General features: G+C 71.1%; 1 protein-coding gene. It reads right to left on the bottom strand.

The genetic code is table 11. The features are described from left to right. Nucleotides 1–10 precede the first annotated feature (10 nt). On the bottom strand, nucleotides 11–26,836 hold the full coding sequence (locus OG884_RS33920) for an SDR family NAD(P)-dependent oxidoreductase (RefSeq protein WP_326639699.1): 26,826 nt from the start codon (nucleotides 26,834–26,836) through the stop codon (nucleotides 11–13). Nucleotides 26,837–26,841: the final 5 nt, after the last annotated feature.

Here is a 26,841-nt window from a genome sequence, read left to right as displayed (position 1 = left end):
AAGCTTCCTCTCACTGCCTTTTGTTCAACACCGTGCGTTCGAGCCAGCCCGTCACGCGGCCACCGGTCTCCACGACGTGCTGCTCAAGCATCGACAGATGGTCGCCGGGGCCGTCGATGACGTCGGTCATCCCGGGCAGCGTCGATCGCCAGGCGTCGTCGTGCACGGTGCCCAGCGGCACAGAGGCGCGTACCAGCAGCGATGGCACGCGCGTCGGCCGAGGACGCCACGACGACAACAGGTCCACATACCAGACGGTGGCCGACAACCGGATCCAGTCGAGCCCGTCGACCACCGATTCCCGGGCATGCAACGCCGGCCACAGCCTGGGCCGCAACACCTCGGCGGCTTTCGAGTCGAGCAAGTGGGTATCCAACAGGACAACCGCGTCGACGGCAAGGCCGCGATCTTCAAGCCAGGCGGCGACCTCGTGGGCGAGCAACCCGCCCGAAGATGTCCCGAGCAGGACAAGCGGACCCGCCACGGTGCGGTCCACGACCGCGGTCGCCAGTTGCTCGATCAACGCGGTCCGGGAGCTGGGCAACGGCTCGCCGGCGGTGAACCCGCCGGGCGTGACCACGCTGACATCCCACTGGCCGCCAAGAGCGGTGGCCAGACCATAGTAGACATGCTCGCCGGTGGTGGGAACGACGGGCGCGACACAGACCAGCTGACGCCCGGTTCCACTGTCCCTCAACGGCGTCAGGCGCAGGGCCGGCGGCTCGGCCGACTTCTCACGCACTTCGGCCACCCCGCGCAGCAACGCGTCCGCCTGGTCCAGCATGCCGGCGTCGACCGACTGCCGGTACAGGTCCGCGATGACGTCCGGCGGGCTCTGTGGCGCGCTTGGCGCAGTGTCCACCGCGACCCCGCGGACAAACAGCTCGGCCGCCGAAAGCACCACCCTGTCCATGCCACCCTCGTCGCGGCGCAACGTCCCGACGACCACCGCGGTGACCCCCGCCTCGTCCACCGCCTGCTCGATCCCCAGCGCCAGCAGCGGATGCGGGCCGACCTCGACGAACGCCCGATACCGCTCCTCCAGCAACCGCTCGATCGCCGACGCGAACTCCACCGTCCGCCGTACGTTCTCGTACCAGTAGCCGGAGTCCAACTCGGAGCCGTTCAGCCATTGCCCGGTCGCCGTCGACAACATCGGCACCCGCACCGTACGCGGCGCCACCTCGGCCAGATCGGCCAACAGCTCGTCCCGGAGCCCCTCGACCTGAGGCGAGTGCGCAGCGAAGTCCGCTCCGGCCAGCTGCCAGCGCATCACCCCATCGGCTGACAACCGCCGCTCCAGCACCCGCATCGCATCCGGATCACCGGCCACCGTCACCACCTGGGGACCGTTGACCGCCGCGATCGAGACCCGGTCCAGCAGCCCGGCATCGGCGAGCATCCCGCGAACCCGCTCCGCCGGAGCCATCACCGACAGCATCATCCCGCCTCCGGACAGCCGCTCAGCGATCAGGCGGCTGCGCAACGCCACCACCCGGGCGCCATCGGACAACGACAGCCCGCCCGCCGCGACCGCGGCGGCGATCTCGCCCTGCGAATGGCCCACCACCGCGTCCGGGCGCAGCCCCAGCGACTCCCATACGGCTGCCAGCGACACCATCACCGCGAACGACGCCGACTGGACCACATCCACCCGATCCAGCCCCGGAGCACCCTCCACCCGGCGGATCACATCCAGCAGCGACCAGTCCACGAACGGCTCCAACGCCGCCGCGCACTCCGCCATCCGGCGGGCGAACACCGGCGACTCCTCCAGCAGCCGCGCACCCATCCCCGCCCACTGCGCCCCCTGCCCCGGGAACACCCACACCATCCGGCCATCCACGTCGGCCACACCCCGCACCACACCCGCCGCCGAGTCACCGGAAGCGACCGCGGCCAACCCCGCCAGCAACTCCTCGCGATCCCCGCTGACCACCACCGCCCGATGCGCGAACGCCGACCGTGACGTGGCCGGCGAGAACATCACATCGGCCGGCCCCAGCTCGTTACCCTCCTCCACATACACCGCCAGACGGCCCGCCTGCGCCCGCAACTCCCCACCCGACCTGCCCGAGATCACGTACGGCATCACACCCGCCGGCAGCGCCGCGTCCGCCACGCCCGGCTCGGCCTGCGGCCCCTGGTCGAGCTCGTCCAGATAGTGGGCGAGAGCCTCGGAGGTCGAGTGCCGGAACACCGCGCTTGCTTCGATCTTCTTGCCGGTGCGGGCGCGCAGCCTGGCGCGCAAGTCAATCAAGGCCAACGAGTCCAGGCCGAGCTGGGTGAACTCACGGTCCGGCGCCACCGCTTGCATATCAGGCAGGCCGAGGGCCCTGGCCACCTCGGTCCGGACGAGATCCACCGCCGACAGCGGCTCGGTCCGGGCATCGGCATCGGCTTCGATGGGGCCGGGGGGCATGGTGTGGGCCACCCGCGGCCAGAACCGCTGCCGTTGGAAGGCATACGTGGGCACGGCGCACCGCCCGCCCGGAATCACGGCCGCCCAGTCCACCGCGACGCCGCGCACATGGAGTCCTGCCAGCGCGTTGACCAGGCCGGACAGTGAACCACAGGTTCCCGGTTCGACGACGACGTCGTCCTGCCCGAACGGCCGGACCCGGTAGTCGGCGACACGAGGGTCCTGGGCCTTGGCGGTGACCAGTTCGTAGGCGTCGTCCAGCGACAACGCCCCGGCCACGTACGCGGCGGCGACCTCGCCCCCCGAATGGCCGCGGACCTCTGCCTGCACTCCCCAGGACTCCAGCAACCTGAACAACGCCACCTCGAACGCGAAACCGCTCTCCTCCCCGAACCGGCCGCCGATCTCGGCCGGCGCTGCCGCGAACACCGGGAACCGGGCCAGCTCACGGCCCATCTCTGTGCACGCGGTCGCGCCGGCGAACACGATCGTCGGTACCACCGGCTTCCCAACCACACCACGGGCGACCAGCTCATGGTCCTCGCCTCTCGCGAGAGCGGCGAGGGCGTCAAGGCTGCCGTCCAGCACCGCCGCGCGGTACTCGAAGTGCGTGCGAGACACCGCAAGCGGTCGAGCCGCACGCGCGTCAGGGTCGGCCGCCAGGAGGCGTTCCGCCTGTACGCCAAGGGCATCGGCGGTGCGGCCGGACAGCAACCAAGGCGGCTCCCCCGGGCCGGACGGATTTTCGGACCGTTCGCCTTCTTCAGGAATGGACCGTTCGGCTTCTTCGAGAATGACGTGTGCGTTGGTCCCGCTGATTCCGAAGGCGGACACCGCACCGCGTCGTGGGCGCCCGTTGGTCGCCCACGGCACCGCCTCGGTCGCCAGCCTGACCGAACCGGCCGACCAGTCCACATGAGACGAAGGCTCGTCCACATGGAGCGTCCGCGGCAGAGTTCCGTGCCGCATGGCGAGGATCAGCTTCACCACGCCTGCCACCCCCGCGGCCGCCTGGGTGTGCCCCAGGTTCGACTTCACCGAACCGAGCCACAACGGCCGGTCCCGGTCCTGACCGTAGGTCGACAGCAACGCGTCGGCCTCAATCGGGTCTCCCAGCCTGGTTCCGGTGCCGTGTGCCTCCACCACGTCCACATCGGACACCGACAGGCCTGCGGAGGCCAACGCCTGGCGAATGACACGTTGCTGCGCGACGCCGTTCGGTGCGGTGAGCCCGTTCGAGGCGCCGTCCTGGTTGACGGCACTGCCCCGGAGCACTGCCAACACCTCATGGCCCTTCGCCCGCGCGTCCGACAGCCGCTCGACCACAAGCATGCCCACGCCTTCAGCCCACCCTGTCCCGTCGGCCGCGTCGGCGAAAGCCTTGCAACGCCCGTCGCCGGCCAGCACTCCTTGCCGAGTTAACTCGACGAACCCTTCTGGCGTCGTCATCACCGTGACGGCACCGACCAGGGCGAGCGAGCACTCCCCGGACCGGAGTGACCGAGCGGCCAGATGCAGAGCGACCAACGACGAGGAGCACGCGGTGTCCACGGTGAGCGCCGGACCGGTGAAGCCGTACGTGTAGGAGAGCCGCCCGGACGCCACGCTCGCCGCGCTGCCAATGCCGACATAGCCCCCGAAGTCGTCTTCAGACTGGGCCAGCAGCGTCGGGTAGTCCTGACCGTTGGTCCCGATGAACACGCCCACGTCATTACCACGCAGGGTCGCGGGCACGATGCCGGTTTGTTCCAGTGCCTCCCACGACGTCTCCAACAGCAGTCGCTGCTGGGGGTCCATCGCCAGGGCCTCGCGGTGGTTGATCCCGAAGAATCCCGGGTCGAAGTCGGCGACTCCGGCGAGGAACCCGCCGGATGTGGTGGCACTGCGGCTCGTCAAGGTCGTCAGATCCCAGCCGCGGTCCTCCGGGAAAGAGGACAGCACCTCACCTCCATCGGCCAGCAATCGCCACAGTTGCTCAGGAGTGTCGATCTCACCTGGAAAACGGCACGCCATACCAACAATCGCGATCGGGTCGTCGTCGTGGTCGGCCCTCGTCTGAGGCCGGCTGACATCCGGAGCGGCGCCTTCGATCCGCGACCAGAGATAGGTGATCAGCTCATCAGCCGTCGGATGGTCGAACACCATGGTCACGGGTAGCGCCAGCCCGATGCGTTTCGCCAGGCCGTTGCGCAGCTCCACAGTGGTGAGCGAGTCGAAGCCCAGGTCCTTGAAGGCGCGGTCACCACCGATGTTCACACCGTCCGCGTGGCCGAGGACAGCCGCGATCTGGTGGCGTACCAGCTCGGCCAAGGCGTCCTTGCTGTGCAGGCGCCGACGTTCGCCCGCGTCTTCGCCGCCACCGGCGGCCGCACGAGCCACCCGCCTCGCCGGTACCAGCCCTCGCAGCAACGCCGGCACCTCGCCGGCGCGGCCCCGCAACGCCTCCACCTCCACCCGCAGCGGCACCGTCATCGCCGCATCCGTCCGCACACTCACATCGAACAGCCGCAACCCCTCGGCCGCGGACAGGGCCGGCAACCCGATCCGGGCCAGCCGCTCGCGGCCGGCGTCGGACAGCTCGGCGCTCATCCCGGTGTCCACATCCCACAGCCCATACGCCAGCGACGTCGCCACCAGCCCTCGCGACCGCCGATAGGCCGCCAGCGCGTCCAGGAACACGTTGGCCGCCGCGTAGTTGCCCTGACCCTCCGCCAGGACCAGCCCACCGGCCGAGGACACCAGCACGAACATCGCCAGCGGCAGATCCCGGGTCAGCTCATGCAGATGCCAGGCCGCGTCCGCCTTGGGACGCAGCACCGCATCCAACCGGCTTGGCGACAACGCCTCCACCACACCGTTGTCCGCCACTCCCGCCGCGTGCACCACACCCACCAGCGGGGCCGAATCCGGAACCGACCCCACGACCTGTGCCAGCGCGTCCCGATCCCCGACATCGCACGCCATCACGCGGACGTCGGCCCCCAGCCCGGTCAGCTCCTGCACCAGCGTCTCGGCACCCTGCGCCGTCAGCCCGCGCCGGCTCACCAGCAGCAAGGAACGCACACCGTGATCGGTCACCAGGCGACGAGCCAGCAACGCCCCCAACCCGCCCGTACCGCCGGTCACCAGCACCGTCCCCGCGGCCACCTCAACCGAGCCGCCGGACCGCTCGGCGAAGCCCAGGTCCGGCTCCGCCTCCGAGTCGTCGGCGACCACGGTGACGGGCCGCTCAGGCTGCGCCATCCTGACCAGCCGGGGGACCAGGAACGCCCCGGAGCGCACCGCCAGCTCCGGTTCACCGCAGGCCACCGCCACACCCACCGCCGCGTCCCGTTCCTGGCCCTCGTCCAGATCCAGCAGCACGAACCGTCCCGGGTGCTCGGCCTGCGCCGCCCGCACCAACCCCCATACCGGCGCGACCGCCACATCCACATCCACGTCCGTGCCATCGCCCACCGCCACCGCGCCCCGGGTCACCACCACCAAAGGTGCCGAACCCTGGCTCTCCCGCTCCAGCCAGGCCTGCAGCGCCTCAAGCACGCCGCCGACCACCGAACGCACCACCTCCGGCGTCTCACCGGCCGGCCGCGCCTCACAGTCCACCACCACCGAATCGACAGCCACCTCAAGAGAGCGGTCGGCGGCGAGCTCGGACCATTCGGTCACCGCTGCCGCACCGGCCGCGAGCGTCTCGATCGGGTTCCACGCCACCTGGAACAGGGACTGCTCTGCCGCTGCCGCGCCCAACTGCTGCGCCGACACCGGACGCCCCACCATCGCCCCCGCCGACAGCACCGGACGGCCGTTCTCATCGGCCACGTCCAAGGTCAACGTGTGCTCACCCGAATGCCGCACCCGCACCCGCAGCGTCGAAGCACCCGAGGCGTGCAGCGCCACCTGCCGCCACACGAACGGCAACACCGCCCGCCCGCCGCTCGCCACACCCGAGGGATCGATCAGCGACACGTGCATCGCCGCGTCCAGCAACGCCGGATGCACCCCGAACCGCGCCGCCTCCGCAGCCACCCGCTCATCCAGCACGACCTCGGCGAACAACTCCTCCCCCCGCCGCCACGCCGCGCGCAACGCCTGAAACGCCGGCCCGTAGCCGTAGCCGACCTCGGCCAGCCGCTCATACGCCCCCGCCACCTCCACCTCGGCCGCCCCCGCCGGCGGCCACTGCACCAGATCGAATCCCGGCTCGGCCGCCCGCTCCGCGAGCACTCCCTGGGCGTGCAGCGTCCACTCACCGCCCGCTCGCTCATCGGCTCGGGAGTACACCCGGACCGCGCGCCGGCCGGCCTCACCGGGGCCGTCGACGACCACCTGGACCCGCACCCCGCCGGTCTCGGGCAGCACCAACGGCGCCTGCAGCGCCAGCTCCTCCACCACCGCACAGCCGACCTCATCGCCCGCGCGGACCACCAGCTCCACGAACCCGGTCCCGGGCATCAGCACCCGTCCCAGAACCTGGTAATCACCCATCCACGGCTGCTCCGACGCCGACAACCGCCCGGTCAGGACCACCCCACCGGACTCCGGCGACACCACCACCGCCCCCAGCAACGGATGGAGCACCGTTCCCAGCCCCAGACCTCGCGCGTCCCCGCCCCGCCGACCGGTCGGCCAGAACCGCTCCTTTTGGAAGGCATAGGTGGGCAACTCCACCCGGCGGGCAGCGGGGAGCACTGCCGGCCAGCTCACCGGCACCCCACGCACGTGCAGGGCGGCCAACGCCGTCACGATCGTCTTCTGCTCGTCCTGGCCCCCGCGCAGTGCCGGCACCAACACCGCAACCGGATCAGAACCGGCTTCGGCTTCCGCGGCGAGGGTGTCCTGCGCCATCGCGGTCAGTACGCCGTCGGGGCCCAGTTCCAGGTAGGCCCGCACCCCCTGAGCGTGCAGCGCCCGGACGCCGTCGGAGAACCGCACCGCGCCACGCACCTGATCCACCCAGTAATCCGGCGAGCACAGCTGCTCGGCGGTGGCCGCCTGCCCGGTCACCGTGGACACGAGAGGAATCTGTGGCGGGCTGTAGGTCAGCGTGCCCGCCACCGCCCGGAAGTCCTCCAGCATCGGATCCATCAACGGCGAATGGAAGGCGTGCGACACCCGCAACCGCTTCGTCCTGACCCCCCGAGACTCCAACTCGGCGGCGATGGCCAGCACCGCCTCCTCCACCCCGGCGATCACCACCGAGGCCGGACCGTTCACCGCCGCGACCGACACCTCGCTCTCACGCCCCGCCAGCAGCCCGGCGACCTCCTCCTCAGAGGCCCGCACCGCGACCATCGCCCCACCGGCAGGGAGCGCCTGCATCAACCGCGCCCGGCCCGCCACCAGCACACACGCATCCGACAGGGACAACACCCCCGCCACATGCGCCGCGGTGATCTCCCCGATCGAATGGCCCGCCAGCACACCCGGCCGCACCCCCCAGGACTCCACCAACCGGAACAGCGCCGTCTCCACCGCGAACAGGGCCGGCTGCGCCCACCCCGTCCGATCCAGCAACCCGGCCTGCGCACCACCCGGCTCGGCGAACAGCACCTCACGCAACGACCCATCCAGCAGCGGGTCCAGCTCCGCGATCACCGCATCCAACGCCGCCGCGAACACCGGGAACCGCTCATACAACTCCCGGCCCATCCCCGCCCGCTGACTGCCCTGACCGGTGAACAGCACCGCCGGCTTGGCCGCGCCCCGCGCCGAACCGGTCACCACACCGGCGGCCGGCGCACCCTCGGCCACCGCGGCCAGACCCCGCACCAACTCCGCCCGCTCAGCACCCACCACCGCCGCCCGATACTCAAACGCCGATCGAGCCGTCGCCAGCGACACCCCCACCTCGGCCAACCCCAGACCAGGCGAACCCTCCACATGCGACAACAACCGGGCCGCCTGCGCCCGCAACGCCACCTCACTGCGCGCCGACACCACCCACGCCACGGCCCCGCCATCAGCCCCGTCGACCCTGGCCGCCGCGACCTCCGCCACCCCGGAAGGCTGCTCCAAGATCACATGCGCGTTGGTACCGCTGATCCCGAACGACGACACCGCAGCCCGACGCGACCGCTCCACCCGAGGCCACGACCGCGCTTCGGTCACCAGCTCGACCGCGCCCTCGCTCCAGTCCACATGCGACGACGGCGCATCCACATGCAATGTGCGCGGCACCACGCCCTCACGCATCGCCATGACCATCTTGATGATCCCCGCCACACCGGCGGCCGTCTGGGTGTGACCGATGTTCGACTTGATCGAGCCGAGCAGCAACGGCTGTGCGGCATCGCGGCCCTGTCCGTAGGTGGACATCAGAGCCCGCGCCTCGATGGGATCACCCAACCGCGTTCCGGTGCCGTGCGCCTCGACCACATCGACATCCGACGCCGACAGCCCGGCACCGGCCAGCGCCTGGCGGATCACCCGCTGCTGCGACGGACCGTTCGGCGCCGTCAACCCGTTCGACGCCCCGTCCTGGTTGACCGCCGACCCGCGCAGCACCGCCAGCACCTGATGACCGTTGCGCCGCGCGTCCGACAACCGCTCCAGCACCAGCACCCCGACACCCTCGGCCCAGCCGACCCCGTCGGCCGACTCGGAGAACGACCGGCACCGGCCATCCACCGACAGACCACGCTGCCGGGCGAACCCGATGAAGGTGTTCGGAGTGGACATCACGGTCGCCCCACCCGCCAACGCCAGCGAACAGTCCCCCGCCCGCAGCGCCTGCGCCGCCAGATGCACCGCCACCAGCGACGACGAACACGCCGTGTCCACCGTCACCGCCGGACCCTCCAACCCCAGCGTGTACGACACCCGGCCCGAGGCCACACTCGGCGCGGTCCCGATACCTTCGTAGCCCTCGACGGCGTCACGCCGACCGAGCCCCTCATCGGCCGTGGCCTGGTGTACCCGGCCGGCGGCGTTGCCCAGCGCCAGACCGTAATCGTTGTACGTCAGACCGGTGAACACCCCGGTCTCGCTGCCCCGCAACGTCCCCGGCTCGATCCCGGCCCGCTCGACCGCCTCCCAGGACACCTCCAGCAGCAACCGCTGCTGCGGATCAACCGCCAGAGCCTCACGCGGCGAGATCCCGAAGAACCCCGGATCGAACTCATCGGCATCGTGCAGGAACCCGCCATGACGCGTATACGACGTCCCCACCCGACCAGGATCCGGATCATAGATACCCTCCAGATCCCAACCGCGATTGGTCGGGAAACCAGTGATCGCGTCGCTCTCCTCGATCACCAGGCGCCACAGATCCTCCGGAGAGGAAACCCCACCTGGATAGCGGCACGCCATCCCCACGATCACGATCGGATCGTCGGCCACCGAACGCACCACCGGCAGATCCGCGACCTGCTCGGAGTCCACCGAGCCGAACAGCTCCCCGTATAGGAATTCCGCCACGCGGTACGAGGTCGGGTAGTCGAAGACCAGCGTTGCGGGCAACGACAACCCCGTCGCCGCGGCCAGCTGGTTGCGCAACTCCACCGCGGCCAGCGAATCCAGCCCCATCGTGCTGAAGGCCCGGTCGGGCTCCACCGCATCCCCCGACGCGTGACCCAGCACCACCGCCACCTGCCGCCGTACCAGCTCTTCCAGCACCCGCCCCCGCTCGCCCACCTCCAGGCCGGCCAAGCGCCGCCGCAACCCGTCTTCTTGGCCGCCGCCGGCGGCCACCCGGACCGTTCGCCTCGCCGGTACCAGCCCCCGCAGCAACGCCGGCACCTCACCGCCGCGGCCCCGCAACACCTCCACCTCCACCCGCAGCGGCACCGTCATCGCCGCATCCGTCCGCACACTCACGTCGAACAGCCGCAACCCCTCGGCCGCGGACAGGGCCGGCAACCCGATCCGGGCCAGCCGCTCGCGGTCGGCGTCGGACAGCTCGGCGCTCATCCCGGTGGCCGCATCCCACAGCCCGTACGCCAGCGACGTCGCCACCAGCCCTCGCGATCGCCGATAGGCCGCCAACCCGTCCAGGAACACGTTGGCCGCCGCGTAGTTGCCCTGACCCTCCGCCAGGACCAGCCCACCGGCCGAGGACACCAGCACGAACATCGCCAGCGGCAGATCCCGGGTCAGCTCATGCAGATGCCAGGCCGCGTCCGCCTTGGGACGCAGCACCGCATCCAACCGGCTTGGCGACAACGCCTCCACCACACCGTTGTCCGCCACTCCCGCCGCGTGCACCACGCCCACCAGCGGGGCCGAATCCGGAACCGACCCCACGACCTGTGCCAGCGCGTCCCGATCCCCGACATCGCACGCCATCACGCGGACGTCGGCCCCCAGCCCGGTCAGCTCCTCCACCAGCGTCTCGGCACCCTGCGCCGTCAGCCCGCGTCGGCTCACCAGCAGCAAGGAACGCACACCGTGATCGGTCACCAGGCGACGAGCCAGCAACGCCCCCAACCCGCCCGTACCGCCGGTCACCAGCACCGTCCCCGCGGCCACCTCAACCGAGCCGCCGGACCGCTCGGCGAAGCCCAGGTCCGGCTCCGCCTCCGAGTCGTCGGCGACCACGGTGACGGGCCGCTCAGGCTGCGCCATCCTGACCAGCCGGGGGACCAGGAACGCCCCGGAGCGCACCGCCAGCTCCGGTTCACCGCAGGCCACCGCCACACCCACCGCCGCGTCCCGTTCCTGGCCCTCGTCCAGATCCAGCAGCACGAACCGCCCCGGGTGCTCGGCCTGCGCCGCCCGCACCAACCCCCATACCGGCGCGACCGCCACCTCCACGTCCGCGCCCTCACCCACCGCCACCGCGCCCCTGGTCACCACGACCAAAGGCGCCGACGTCGGATCCTCCCGCTCCAACCACGCCTGCAGCGCCTCAAGCACGCCGCCGGCCACCGAACGCACCACCTCCGGCGTCTCACCGGCCGGCCGCGCCGCGCAGTCCACCACCACAATCGAATCGGCGGCATCGACAGCCGCATCAGGAGAAGCGGACCACTCCCTCACCTGCGCCGCACCGGCGGTCGCGGGCGTCTCGATCGGGTTCCACGCCACCTGGAACAGGGACTGCTCCCCTCCCGCCGCGCCCAGCTGCCGCGCCGACACCGGACGCCCCACCATCGCCCCCGCCGACAGCACCGGACGGCCGTTCTCATCGGCCACGTCCAAGCTCAGCGTGTGCTCACCCGAATGCCGCACCCGCACCCGCAGCATCGAGGCGCCCGAGGCGTGCAGCGCCACCTGCCGCCACACGAACGGCAACACCGCCCGCCCGCCGCTCGCCACACCCGAGGGATCGATCAGCGACACGTGCATCGCCGCGTCCAGCAACGCCGGATGCACCCCGAACCGCGCCGCCTCCGCAGCCACCCGCTCATCCAGCACGACCTCGGCGAACAACTCCTCCCCCCGCCGCCAGGCCGCGCGCAACGCCTGAAACGCCGGCCCGTAGCCATAGCCGATCTCGGCCAGCCGCTCGTAGGCCCCCGCCACGTCCACCTCGGCCGCCCCCGCCGGCGGCCACCGCACCAGATCGAATCCCGGCTCCGCCGCCCGCTCCGCGAGCACTCCCTGGGCGTGCAGCGTCCACTCACCGCCCTCGTGCTCATCCGCCCGGGAATACACCCGCACCGCGCGCCGGCCGGCCTCACCGGGGCCGTCGACGACCACCTGGACCCGCACCCCGCCGGTCTCGGGCAGTATCAGCGGCGCCTGCAGCGCCAGCTCCTCCAGCACCGCGCAGCCGACCTCGTCACCCGCGCGGACCACCAGCTCCACGAATCCGGTCCCGGGCAGCAGTACCCGGCCCAGAACCTCGTGGTCGCAGATCCACGGATGGGTCGATGCCGACAACCGCCCGGTCAGGACCACCCCGTCCGACTCCGGCGACACCATCACCGCCCCCAGCAGCGGGTGCAGCACCGTCTCAAGCCCCAGACCTCGCGCGTCCCCGCCCCGTCGGCCGGTCGGCCAGAACCGCTCCTTCTGGAAGGCATAGGTGGGCAGCTCCACCCGCCGCCCACCCGGCAACACCGCACGCCAATCAAGGGGAACCCCGCGCACGTGCAACCCGGCCAACGCCATCACGATCGTCGTCTGCTCGTCCTGGCCCCCGCGCAGTGCCGGCACCAACACCGCAACCGGATCAGAACCGGCTTCGGCTTCCGCGGCGAGGGTGTCTTGGGCCATCGCGGTCAGCACCCCGTCCGGGCCCAGCTCCAGATAGGCCCGCACCCCCTGAGCGTGCAACGTCCGGACACCGTCGGAGAACCTCACAGCCCGACGCACCTGCTCCACCCAGTAATCCGGCGAGCACAACTGCTCCGCCATGGCCGCCTCCCCAGTCAGGGTGGACACGATGGCGATGCGCGGCGAGTTGTAGGTGAGCGTCCCGGCGATCGCGCGGAAGTCCTCCAGTATCGGATCCATCAACGGCGAATGGAACGCATGCGACACCCGCAACCGCCGCGTCCTGACCCCGCGCTCCTCCAGGGCGGCGGCGATGTCGAGAACCGGCTGCTCGATCCCGGCGATCACCACCGAGGCCGGGCCGTTCACCGCCGCGACCGACACCTCACTCTCACGCCCCGCCAGCAGAGTGGCGACCTCCTCCTCGGACGCCCGCACCGACACCATCGCCCCACCGGCAGGTAGCGCCTGCATCAACCGCGCCCGACCCGCCACCAGCACACACGCATCCGACAGGGACAACACCCCCGCCACATGCGCCGCGGTGATCTCCCCGATCGAATGCCCCGCCAGCACACCCGGCCGCACCCCCCAGGACTCCACCAACCGGAACAGCGCCGTCTCCACCGCGAACAACGCCGGCTGCGCCCACCCCGTCCGATCCAGCAACCCCGCCTCGACCGACCCCGGCTCGGCGAACAGCACCCCTCGCAGCGACCCGCCGTCCAGTTGCCCGGCCGGCTCCCGCTCCAACCGCTCCAGCAGCGGGTCCAGCTCCGCGATCACCGTATCCAACGCCGCCGCGAACACCGGGAACCGCGCATACAACTCCCGGCCCATCCCCGCCCGCTGACTACCCTGACCGGTGAACAGCACCGCCGGCTTGGCCGCGCCCCGCGCCGAACCGGTCACCACACCGGCGGCCGGCGCACCCTCGGCCACCGCGGCCAGACCCCGCACCAACTCCGCCCGCTCAGCACCCACCACCGCCGCCCGATACTCAAACGCCGATCGAGCCGTCGCCAGCGACACCCCCACCTCGGCCAACCCCAGACCGGGGAAGCTCTCCACATGCGACAACAACCGCGCCGCCTGCGCCCGCAACGCCACCTCACTGCGCGCCGACACCACCCACGCCACGGCCCCGGACTCGGCGACCTCGACCTCGACCTCGGCCGCCGCGACCTCCGCCACCCCGGAAGGCTGCTCCAAGATCACATGCGCGTTGGTACCGCTGATCCCGAACGACGACACCGCAGCCCGGCGCGGACGCCCGGCCTCCGGCCACGACCGCGCTTCGGTCACCAGCTCGACCGCGCCCTCGCTCCAGTCCACATGCGACGACGGCGCATCCACATGCAACGTGCGCGGCACCACACCCTCACGCATCGCCATGACCATCTTGATGATCCCCGCCACCCCGGCGGCCGTCTGGGTGTGACCGATGTTCGACTTGATCGACCCCAGCAGCAGCGGCCGGTCGGCCGACCTGTCCTGCCCGTACGTCGCCAGCAGCGCCTGCGCCTCGATCGGGTCACCCAACGTCGTCCCCGTGCCGTGCGCCTCCACCGCGTCCACCTCGGACGCCGACAACCCGGCGCTCGCCAGCGCCTGGCGGATCACCCGCTGCTGCGACGGACCGTTCGGCGCCGTCAAACCATTCGACGCCCCGTCCTGGTTCACCGCCGAACCGCGCAGCACCGCCAGCACCTGATGACCGCTACGTTGCGCGTCCGACAACCGCTCCAGCACCAGCACCCCGACACCCTCGGCCCAGCCGACCCCATCGGCCGACTCGGAGAACGACCGGCACCGGCCATCCACCGACAGACCACGCTGCCGGGCGAACCCGATGAAGGTGTTCGGAGTGGACATCACCGTCGCCCCACCCGCCAACGCCAGCGAACAATCCCCCGCCCGCAGCGCCTGCGCCGCCAGATGCACCGCCACCAGCGACGACGAACACGCCGTGTCCACCGTCACCGCCGGACCCTCCAACCCCAGCGTGTACGACACCCGGCCCGAGGCCACACTCGGCGCGGTCCCGGTACCTTCGTACCCCTCGACGGCGTCACGCCGGCCGAGCCCTTCGACCACCTCGCCGACGGCGGCGTTGCCCAGAACCAGGCCATAGTCGTTGTACATCACTCCGGTGAACACACCGGTCTGGCTGCCCCGCAACGACTCCGGCTCGATCCCGGCCCGCTCGACCGCCTCCCACGACACCTCCAGCAACAACCGCTGCTGCGGATCAACCGCCAACGCCTCACGCGGCGAGATCCCGAAGAACCCCGGATCGAACTCATCGGCGTCATGCAGGAACCCGCCATGTCGGGTGTACGACGTCCCCACCCGGCCGGGATCCGGATCGTAAATACCTTCCAGATCCCAACCGCGATTGGTCGGGAAACCGGTGATCGCGTCGCTCTCCTCGATCACCAGGCGCCACAGATCCTCCGGAGAGGAAACCCCGCCCGGATAGCGGCACGCCATCCCCACGATCACGATCGGATCGTCCGCCACCGAACGCACCACCGGCGACAGCACAGCCGAATCGGCCCGCTCACCCAGCAACTCGCCCAGCAGGAACTCCGCCAGCACGACCGGTGTCGGGTAGTCGAACACCAGCGTCGCCGGCAACCGCAAGCCCGTCGCACTGTTCAGCCGGTTACGCAACTCCACCGTGGTGAGACTGTCAAATCCCAGGTCACGGAACTCCCGCCGCACCTCCACCGCATCGGGCGACGCATGCCCCAGCACCATCGCCGCCTGCGCGCGTACCAACTCCAGCACGAACCGAACCCGATCAGCCTCACCCATCCCGGCCAACCGTCCACCCAGTGCCCCGTCACCCGCCGGCACCAACGCCGAGGCCGCCGACCGGCGGACCCCCCGCACCAACCCCCGCAGCAGGTGCAGCACCTCACCACCCGCCCGCACCACCGCCGACGCATCCAACCGCGCCGCCACCACCACCGCAGGACCCGCCACAGCAGCCGCGTCGAACAACGCCAGCCCCTGCTCGACCGTCAAGGCCGAAATCCCCGCCCGCTCAATCCGCCGCATATCCGCCTGGCCCAGCGTGCCCGTCATCCCCGCGTCCCGCACCCAAGCACCCCACGCAACCGACACCCCAGCCAGGCCCAGCGCACGCCGATGCTCGGCCAGCGCATCCAAAAACGTGTTCGCCGCCGCGTAGTTGCCCTGCCCCTGCCCACCGAACGTCCCGGCCACCGACGAAAACAGCACAAACCCCGCCAGATCCATGTCCTGGGTCAGCTCATGCAGATGCCACGCCGCATCCACCTTCGGCCGCAGCACGGTGTCCAGCCGCTCCTTCGACAGCGACGCGATCGTCCCGTCATCCAGCACACCCGCCGCATGAACCACCGCGGTGAGCGGATGCTCTGCCGGGACCTGCGCCAGCAACGCCGCCACCTGCTCCCGATCCGCCACATCACACGCCACGACCGCGACCTCGACCCCATGCGCGATCAGCTCGGCCTGCAACTCCACCGCACCCGGAGCCTCCAACCCCCGGCGACCGGCCAAAAGCAGGTGCCGCACCCCGTGCTCGGCCACCACATGCCGGGCCACCTCCGCACCCAGACCACCGGTGCCACCGGTGATCAGCACCGTGCCCTCCGGGTTCCAGACCTGGGGCATGGTCAGCACGATCTTGCCGGTGTGCCTGGCCTGGCTCATGAACCGGAACGCCTCCCGGCCCCGCCGCACATCCCACGCCGTGAACGGCAACGGCCGCAACTCACCCGAGGCGAACAATCCCATCAACTCGCCCAGCATCTGCTCCAGCCGCTCGGGGCCGGTCTCCCCCAGGTCGAACCACCGGTAGGTCAGCCCCTCCGGGAACTGCTCCTGGTCGCGGATGTCCAGCTTGCCGATCTCTATGAACCGGCCCCCTGGGGCCAGCAGCCGCGTCGAGGCGTCGATGAACTCACCCGTCAGCGAGTTCAGCACCACATCGATCCCCCGCTCCCCGCACACCTTCCGGAAGCGCTCCTCGAACTCCAGATCCCGGGAGGAGGCGATGTGATCCTCGGGGATGCCCAGCGAACGCAGCACCTCCCACTTGGCCGGGCTGGCTGTGGCGAACACCTCCACCCCAAGCCGCTGAGCCAGCTGAATCGCCGCCATCCCCACACCACCGGCACCCGCGTGCACCAGCAGCGACTCGCCCGCCCGCAAAGCGGCCAGGTCCATCAGCCCGTAATAGGCCGTCAGGAACGCCACCGGGATCGTCGCCGCCTGCTCGAAAGAGCAGTGATCGGGAATTTTGGCCACGGCTGTAGCGTCGGTGATCATCACCGGGCCGAAGGCGCCCTCGGCCAGACCCGTCACCCGATCCCCGGGGTGCAGACTCTCCACCCCGAGGCCGACCTCCAGCACCACCCCGGCGGCCTCGCTGCCCATCAGGCCGACCTTGTCCTGCCACCAGCCCAGCGCGTTCAACCCGTCCAGCAGGTCGCGGAAGTTCACGCCCGCCGCATGCACCGCCACCCGCACCTGACCGGCCCCCAACGCCTCGGCCGCCTCCGGGAACGGCAGCAGTTCCAGCGCGTCCAGGCTGCCCTTGGCCCGGCTGCCCAGCCGCCACGGCACCCCACCGCCTGGAGGCAGCAACCCCGCTCCCGAACCCAGCGACGCCAGCCGAGCCACCCGCACCTCGCCGTGGCGCACCACCGCCTGCGGCTCGCCCGAGGACATGAGCGCGGGCAACACCGCCGGCAACACCGACAGCGAGGACTCCTGCCCGTCCACATCCACCAGCACGAACCGGCCCGGATTCTCCGACTGCGCCGACCGCACCAGCCCCCACACCGCGGCAGCCACCGGATCGGGGGACTCCCCCTCACCGGTCGCCACCGCACCACATGTCGTCACCACCAGGCAGGAGTCGCGGTACCGCTCATCGGCCAGCCACCCCTGCAACAAGCCCAGCACTCCGGCGGTGACCTCATGCGCCGACTCCACCACGTCCACGGCTCCGCACGCCGCCGTGGCCACCTCGGCCAGCACCACAGCCGGCACCGGACCCGCCTCAACCAACGCCGACAGATCCCGATGAACCGCGATCGACCGCCCGGCCGCATCCCACACATCCGTGAGCCCCAGCGTGTCAGGCTCAAGCACCGCGCACCCGACCGCTGCCGCCGCCGTCGGATCGGTCACCTGCAGATCGGGCAGCACAGTCCACTCCAGCCGGAACAGCGCGTCCCGATCCACCCCGCGGCCGCCGTCGGCGGCAGCCAGCCGGTCGCGCGAGATCGGCCGCAACGCCAGGGAGCGCACCGACAACACCGGTTCCCCCGCGGCGTCCACCGCCGTCAGCGACACCGCCTCATCGCCCGTCTTGACCAGCCGAACCCGCAGCGCCGACGCCCCGGACGCGTGCAGACACACCTCACCCCAGAAGAACGGCAACCGGCCACCCTCGACCTGCTCCAGTCCTATGAACGCCAGGGCGTGCAGCACCGCGTCCAGCAACGCCGGATGCATCCCGAACGCGCCCGCGCTCAAGGCCGCCTGTTCAGGAAGGGCGACCTCGGCGAAGATCTCCTCCTCACCCTGCCAGGCCGCCCGCAGCCCCTGGAACACCGGACCATAGTCGAAGCCACCCGCGGCCAGCCCCTCATACAACCCGTCCAGCTCGATCGCGGTCGCCGCAGCCGGCGGCCACACACTCGCGTCGAACATCTCGGCCATCCGGCCACTGCCTGCCAGCACACCGGTCGCATGCTGTATCCACGGCTGATCATCCGGGGCGTCGGCAGCCCGGGCATACACGTTCACCGTCCGGCGGCCCGGCTCCTGGGGCGCACCCACCGACACCTGCACCACGACCGCTTCCCGCTCATCCAGCACCAGCGGCGCGATCAGGGTCAGCTCCTCCACCATGTCACAGCCGACCTGGTCACCCGCCCGGATCGCCAGCTCCAGGAATCCGGTACCCGGGAAAATCACCGTTCCGGCCACCATGTGATCGGCCAGCCATGGATGCGATCGCAGGGACAACCGCCCGCTCAGCACCACCCCATCCGAATCGGCCAGACTCACCGCCGCACCCAGCAGCGGGTGATACGTCGCGGCCAGGCCCACCTCCGCCACATTCCCCATACCGGCGCCGGTGTTCTCGGGCCAGTACCGCCGATGCTCGAAGGCGTACGTGGGCAGTTCAACCCGGTGCCTGCCCGGCAGCACCGCACGCCAATCGACCGGCACCCCGTGCACGTGCAACTCGGCCAGCGCCGACATCACCGTGCTCTGCTCATCCCGGTCCCTGCGCAACACCGGCACCAGCACGGTGGCCGACTCGTGCACGTTGGCGTCCGAGCCGGCGAGCGTGGCAAGGGTGTCCTGGGCCATCGCGCTCAGCACCCCATCGGGGCCCAGCTCCAGGTAGGCCCGCACGCCCAGACCATGCAACGCACGGACGCCGTCGGCGAAGCGGACCGCGTCACGCACCTGGTCGACCCAGTAGTCCGGCGAGCACACCTGCTCGGCCGTCGCCTGCTCCCCGGTCAGGGTGGACACCACCGGGATTCGCGGCGGGTTGTAGGTGAGCGTCCCGGCGATCGCGCGGAAGTCCTCCAGCATCGGATCCATCAACGGCGAATGGAACGCATGCGACACCTGCAACCGCCGCGTCTTGACCCCCCGCTGCTCCAGGGCGGCCGCCACCTCAAGAACCGGCTCCTCAACTCCGGAGATCACCACCGAGGCCGGGCCGTTGACAGCGGCGATCGACACCTCACCCTTACGCCCCGCCAGCAGAGCGGCGACCTCATCCTCGGACACCGCCACCGCCGCCATCGCCCCACCGGCAGGAAGCGCCTGCATCAACCGCGCCCGCGCCGCCACCAACACGCACGCATCACTCAGCGACAACACCCCGGCCACATGCGCCGCCGTGATCTCCCCGATCGAGTGCCCGGCCAGCACGTCCGGCCGCACCCCCCATGAGGACACCAGACGGAACAGCGCCGTCTCCACCGCGAACAACGCCGGCTGCGCCCATCCGGTCTGATCCAGCGCCTCAGCCTCGGCCGTACCCGGCTCGGCGAACAGCACCTCCCGCAGCGACCCACCCGACTGCCCGTCAAGCAGCGGGTCCAGCTCGTCGATCACCTCATCCAACGCCCCCGCGAACACCCGGAACCGGTCATACAACTCCCGGCCCATCCCCACCCGCTGACTACCCTGACCGGTGAACAACACCGCCAGCCTCGGCTCCACCGCCGCCACCCCGCGCACCACACCCGCACCGGCGCGGTCCTCGGCGAGCGCGCCCAAACCGGCCAGCACACCCTCATGGTCGCTCGCCAGCACCACCGCCCGATGCTCGAACGCCGACCGGGTCGTGGCCAGCGAGAACGCCACATCGGCCAAGGCCAACTCATCGTGGCCCTCCACATGCGCGGCCAGCCGCCCGGCCTGCGCCCGCAACGCCCCAGCCGTACGGCCCGACACCACCACCGGCAGCACACCCGCACCCGCGGCCGGCGCATCGTCCCGCGCCGCCGTTCCGGCCTCGATCCGCGGAGCCTCCGGCCCCTGTTCGAGGATGACGTGCGCGTTGGTGCCACTGATTCCGAACGACGACACACCTGCCCGGCGCGGACGACCCGTCTGCGGCCACTCGGCCGCCTCGGTCAGCAACTCCACCGCACCCGAGGCCCAGTCCACATGCGAGGACGGGGTATCGACGTGCAGCGTCTTGGGCAGCACGCCGTGCCGCATCGCCAGCACCATCTTGATCACACCGGCCACGCCCGCGGCGGCCTGGGGGTGACCGAGGTTCGACTTGATCGCGCCCAGTAGCAGCGGCCGGTCCTCCGGCCGGTCCTTGCCGTACGTGGCCAGCAGCGCCTGGGCCTCGATCGGGTCACCCAGCCTGGTGCCCGTACCGTGCGCCTCCACCGCGTCCACCTCGGACGGCGACAGCCCCGCACCGGCCAGCGCCTGACGGATCACCCGCTGCTGCGAAGGACCGTTCGGCGCGGTCAACCCGTTCGACGCCCCGTCCTGGTTGATCGCCGACCCGCGCACGATCGCCAGCACCTGATGACCGTTACGGCGGGCATCCGACAACCGCTCCAGCACCAGCATGCCCAAGCCCTCAGACCAGGTGGTGCCGTCCGCGGTGTCGGCGAACGCCTTACACCGCCCATCAGGCGACAGCCCACCCTGCGCGCTGAACTCGATGAACCCAAACGGGGTGGTCATCACCGTGGCACCGCCGGCCAGCGCCAGGCTGCACTCGCCCGAGCGCAGCGCCTGCGCCGCCATGTGCATCGCCACCAGCGACGACGAACACGCGGTGTCCACCGTCACCGCCGGACCCTCCAACCCCAGCGTGTAGGACAGCCGGCCCGACAGCACACTGGCCGCCATACCGGTGATGGCGTGGCCTTCCACATCCGCCCGGGCGTTCACGACGAGGCTCGCGTAGTCCTGACCGTTGGTGCCCACGAACACCCCGGTCGGACTGCCCTTCAGCGAAACCGGGTCGATCCCGGCCCGCTCGACCGCCTCCCACACCCCCTCCAGCAGCAACCGCTGCTGCGGGTCCATCGCCAGCGCCTCACGCGGCGAGATCCCGAAGAACCCCGCGTCGAACCCCGCCACATCCGCCAGGAACCCACCCTGGACGTCGAGGCCCGTCCCGGACAGCGTCTCCAGGTTCCAGCCCCGATCGGCCGGGACCGGCGAGATCGCGTCCTCGCCCTCGGACAGCAACCGCCACAGCTCTTCCGGCGAGTTCACCCCACCGGGGAACCGGCAGCTCATCCCCACGATCACGATCGGATCCTCGGCCGTCGACGCCCTCGGCCCGGCCACCACACCCGAGACCGCCGCCTGGTCCTGCCGGCCCAACAGCTCCGACACCAGGAACCGCGCCAGCACGGTCGGCGTCGGATAGTCGAACACCAGCGTCGCAGGCAACCGCAACCCGACGGCGATGTTGAGCCGGTTACGCAGGTCCACCGCGGTCAGGGAGTCGAAGCCCAGCTCACGGAACTCACGTCCGGGCTGGACGTCCTCCCCCGAGGCGTGCCCCAGCACCACCGCCGCCTGAGCGCGCACCAGCTCCACCACCAGCCGAACCTGCTCGGCCTCCTCCAGCCCCGCCAGCCGCCGCACCAGCTCCGAATCCCCGCCCGCCAGAACGGAGACCGCCGACCGGCGCCCCACCCGGACCAGGCCACGCATCAGATGCGGCACCTCGGGGACCAGCACCGACAGATCCAGCCGCGCCGCCACCACCGCCGCGTGATCCGACGCGGCCGCCAGCTCGAACATCGCGAGCCCCTGCTCGGCCGACAGCGCCGGCATCCCCGCCCGCGCCATCCGCTGCAGATCGATCGTCCCGAGGCTGCCGGTCATCCCGGTCTCCTGCGCCCACAAGCCCCAGGCCAGCGACAACCCGGGCAGCCCTTCGGCCCGGCGCAGCTGGACCAGCGCGTCGAGGAACGCGTTCGCCGCCGCGTAGTTGCCCTGACCGGCGTTGCCCATCACCCCCGCCATCGAGGAGAACACGACAAACGCCGCAAGGTCCCGGTCCTGGGTGAGTTCGTGCAGATGCCAGGCCGCGTCCGCCTTGGGACGCAGCACCGCATCCAGCCGCTCCGGCGTCAGCGACGGAATCGTGCCATCGGCCAGCACACCGGCGGTGTGGATCACCGCGGTCAGCGGGTGCTCGTCGTCCACCCGCGTCAGCAGCGCCGCCACCTGGTCGCGGTCGGCCATGTCGCAGGCCGCGATGGTGACCTCAACGCCGTGTGCGATCAGCTCGGCCTGCAGTTCCACCGCGCCGGGGGCGTCCAGGCCCCGGCGGCTGGTCAGCAGCAGATGCCGCACACCCCGCTCGGCCACCACATGCCGCGCGAACAGCGCGCCCAGACCACCGGTACCACCGGTGATCAACACCGTCCCCTCCGGATCCCAGGCCCGATCCTCATCCAGACCAGAGCCGGGCGTCACCCGCGCCAGACGCGGCACCCACACCTCGCCCCCGCGCACTGCCACCTGCGGCTCACCCGACGCCAACACCCCCGGCAGCACATCGAGCGAGGACTCCTGCCCGTCCACATCGACCAACCCGAACCGGCCCGGGTTCTCCGACTGGGCGCTGCGGACAAGCCCTCGCACCGCCGCCACGACCGGGTCCGGCGCCGCTTCATCCTGCACACCGGCACCGGTCGCCACCGCGCCCCGGGTGAGGAACACCAGCCGCGAATCGGCGAACCGCTCCTCGGCCAGCCACCCCTGCAACAGGTCCAGCACCCGGGCGGTCAGCGCATGCGCCGACTCCACCACCCCACCCACCGGATCCGAGACCACCTCCGCCAGCACCACAGCCGGCACCGCACCCACCTCCGCCAGCGACGCCAGCTCCGCGTGCACCTCCACCGCAAGGCCACCCGGCTCCCCGGCCACCCGCAACGCGGGAGCAACACCCAACACGTCCGCACCGAGCACCGCCACCGACATTCCGCCGACCTCCGGCAGAGCAGCCGCGGGCGCCCACTCCACCCGGAACAACGGGTCCCGACCGGCCCCGCGACCATCAGAGGCGCCTCCCAGCCGCTCAGCCGAGACCGGCCGCAACACCACCGAGCGCGCCGACACCACCGGCTCCCCGGCCGCGTCCACCGCGCTCAGCGACACCGCGTCCGGCCCCGTCCTGACCAGCCGCACCCGCAACACCGACGCCCCACCCGCGTGCAGACACACCTGTCCCCACGAAGACGGCAACCGGCCACCTTCCGCCGGCTCCAGTCCGACGAACGGCACCACGTGCAGCGCCGCGTCCAGCAATGCCGGATGCAGCCCGAACGAAGCGGCCCCACCGGTCTGCTCCGGCAGCCTCAGCTCGGCGAACACCTCACCGTCGCGTCGCCAGGCCGCCCGCAGCCCTTGGAACGCCGGGCCGTAGGCGATGCCGTCCTCGGCCAGTTCCTCGTACAGCCCCTCCAGCTCGATCGCGGTCGCCCCGGCCGGCGGCCACACCGCCACATCGAACGGCACGGCTTCCGGAACACCGGTCGCGAGCGTACCGGTCGCGTACCGTACCCACGGCACTTCATCAGCCGCATTCGCCGAACGGCCGTACGCATTCAAGGTTCGGCGGCCGGTCTCCTCCGGCGCACCCACCGCGATCTGGATCACGACCGCGTCGTCCCCGCCCAGCACCAGCGGCGAGTCCAGCGTCAACTCCTCCACAAGGTCACAGCCGACCTGGTCACCGGCCCGTACCGCCAGCTCCACGAACGCCGAACCCGGCACCACCACCGAGCCCGCCACCACGTAATCGGCCAGCCACGGCTGCGCACTCACCGACACGCGGCCGGTCAGCAGCGCGCCGTCCGAGTCGGCCAGACCCACCACCGCACCCAGCAGCGGATGATCCGTCGCGGCCAGACCCAGCACCCGAGCATCACCGCTCTGCTTGGCGTTCGGCCAGAACCGCTGGTGCTGGAAGGCGTAAGCCGGCAGGTCGACGAGGCGCCCGCCCGGCAGCATCTGCCGCCAGTCCACCGCCACGCCACGGACGAACAGCTCGGCCGCCGAGACCAGCACCCGATCCAGGCCGCCGTCCTCACGCCGCAACGTCCCGGCGATCACCGTGACAGCGTCCGTCTCGTCCACACATTCACCGATACCGACCGTCAGCACCGGATGCGGGCTCACCTCCACGAACACCCGATACCGCTGCTCCAGCAACACCCCCACCGCCGGAGCGAAGCCCACCGTGCGCCGCAGATTCTCACACCAATACCCGGCCCCCAGCTCCGTACCCTCCACCCACTGACCGGTCACCGTCGACAGCATCGGCACCCGCACCGGCCCCGGCGCCACCCCCGCCAGCACCTCAGCCAGCTCCTGCCCGATCAGATCCACCTGCGCCGAATGCGAGGCGTAATCCACCGCGATCCGCCGCACCCGCACCCCGTCCTCGGTCAGCCGCTCGACCAGCTCCTCCACGGCTTGGACCTCACCGGCCACCACCACCGAGTTCGGACCGTTGACCGCAGCCACCGAGATCCGCCCGTCCCAAGCCGCCAACCACTCCCGCACCTGCTCGACCGACAACGCCACCGACGCCATCGCCCCCAGCCCCGCCAACCGGTCAGCGATCAACCGGCTGCGCAACGCCACCACCCGCGCACCGTCCTGCAACGACAAGCCACCGGCCACCACCGCCGCCGCGATCTCCCCCTGCGAATGGCCCACCACCGCGTCCGGGCGAACCCCCAGCGACTCCCACACCGCCGCCAACGACACCATCACCGCGAACGAGGCCGGCTGCACCACATCCACCCGATCCAGCCCCGGAGCACCCTCCACCTGCCGCACCACATCCAGCAACGACCACTCCACGAACGGCTCCAACGCCGCCGCACACTCCGCCATCCGAGCCGCGAACACCGCCGACTCCTCCAGCAGCGCCGCGCCCATCCCCACCCACTGCGCCCCCTGACCCGGGAACACCCACACCGACTTCCCATCCACATCGGCCACACCCGCAACCACGCGCGGCGCCGACTCACCGGAAGCCACCGCCGCCAGCCCCGCCAGCAGACCCTCATGGCCACCGCCGACCACCACGGCCCGGTGCTCGAACACTGACCGCGTCGCGGCCAGCGAGAACGCCACATCGGTCAAGGCCAGCTCATCGTGGCCCTCCACGTGCGCGGCCAGACGCTCGGCCTGCGCCCGCAGCGCCCCAGCCGTACGGCCCGACACCAGCACCGGCACCACACCGGTAGCCGACGCCTGGTCCTCCGCGCCCGGCTCCGCCCCGATTCGTGAAGCCTCCGGTCCTTGCGGAGCCTCCTCGGTTGCGACCTCCAGGACCTGTTCGATGATCACGTGGGCGTTGGTGCCGCTGACCCCGAACGACGAGACACCCGCCCGGCGTGGACGACCTGCCTCCGGCCACTCCACCGGCTCGGTCAGCAGCTCGACCGCACCCTTGCTCCAGTCCACGTGCGAGGACGGCGCGTCCACGTGCAGCGTCTTGGGCAGCACCCCATGCCGCATCGCCATGACCATCTTGATCACACCGGCGACACCGGCTGCGGCCTGTGTGTGACCGATGTTCGACTTCACCGACCCCAGCAGCAGCGGCCGTGCGGCCTCGCGGCCCTGCCCGTAGGTGGCCAGCAACGCCTGCGCCTCGATCGGGTCGCCCAGCGTGGTTCCGGTCCCGTGCGCCTCGACCACATCCACCTCGGCCGACGACAAACCGGCACTGGCCAGCGCCTGGCGAATCACCCGCTGCTGCGACGGACCGTTCGGCGCGGTCAACCCGTTCGACGCGCCGTCCTGATTCACCGCCGAGCCACGCACCACCGCCAGCACCTGATGGCCGCTACGCCGCGCGTCCGACAACCGCTCCAGCACCAGCACCCCGACACCCTCGGCCCAGCCGACCCCATCGGCGCTGTCGGAGAACGCCTTGCACCGCCCGTCGGGAGCGAGCCCCCGCTGTCGCGAGAACTCCGTGAAGGAGAGGGGGGTGGACATCACCGTGACTCCGCCGGCCAGGGCGAGGTCCGATTCTCCCGAGCGGAGCGACTGTAGGGCCAGGTGGAGGGCGACCAGTGAGGAGGAGCAGGCGGTGTCGACGGTGACGGCCGGTCCTTCGAAGCCGAAGGTGTAGGCGATGCGTCCTGACGCGACGCTGCCCAGGTTGCCGATGGTGAAGTACCCCTCCAGTTCCTGGGGCACGTGGGGGAGTCGTGAGCTGTAGGTGTGGTCGAAGAGTCCCACATACACCGAGGTTCTGCTGCCGCGGAGCGGCGCCGGGTCGATGCCGGCTCGTTCGAGGGATTCCCAGGCGGTTTCGAGGAGGAGTCGTTGCTGGGGGTCGCTGGCGAGGGCTTCGCGTCGGGAGATGCCGAAGAAGTCGGCGTCGAAGCCGGCGATGTCGTCCAGGAATCCGCCGTGGCGGGTGTAGCTGGTGCCGGGGTGGTCGGGGTCGGGGTCGTAGAGTTGGTCGAGGTTCCAGCCGCGGTCGGCGGGGAACTCGGTGATGACGTCGCGGCCGGAGGCGACCAGGTCCCACAGTTGCTCGGGGGTGCTCACCCCGCCCGGCAGCCGGCACGCCATGCCCACGATCGCGATCGGCTCGCGGGACTTTGCCTCGATCTGGCGCAGCTGCCTTTGGGCCTGCTTGGTCTCGGCGATGGAACGCTTGAGGTATTCGCGTAGCTTGTCGTCGTTCGCCATCGCGG

The organism is Streptosporangium sp. NBC_01755 (assembly GCF_035917995.1).
Taxonomy (GTDB): domain Bacteria; phylum Actinomycetota; class Actinomycetes; order Streptosporangiales; family Streptosporangiaceae; genus Streptosporangium.
Note: the sequence above shows the minus strand (reverse complement) of the source record. Positions and strands in the feature narration are given on the sequence as shown.

Coding starts and splice junctions, on each gene's coding strand:
- OG884_RS33920 (WP_326639699.1), bottom strand. CDS start 26,836: ATGGCGAACGACGACAAGCTACGCGAATACCTCAAGCGTTCCATCGCC.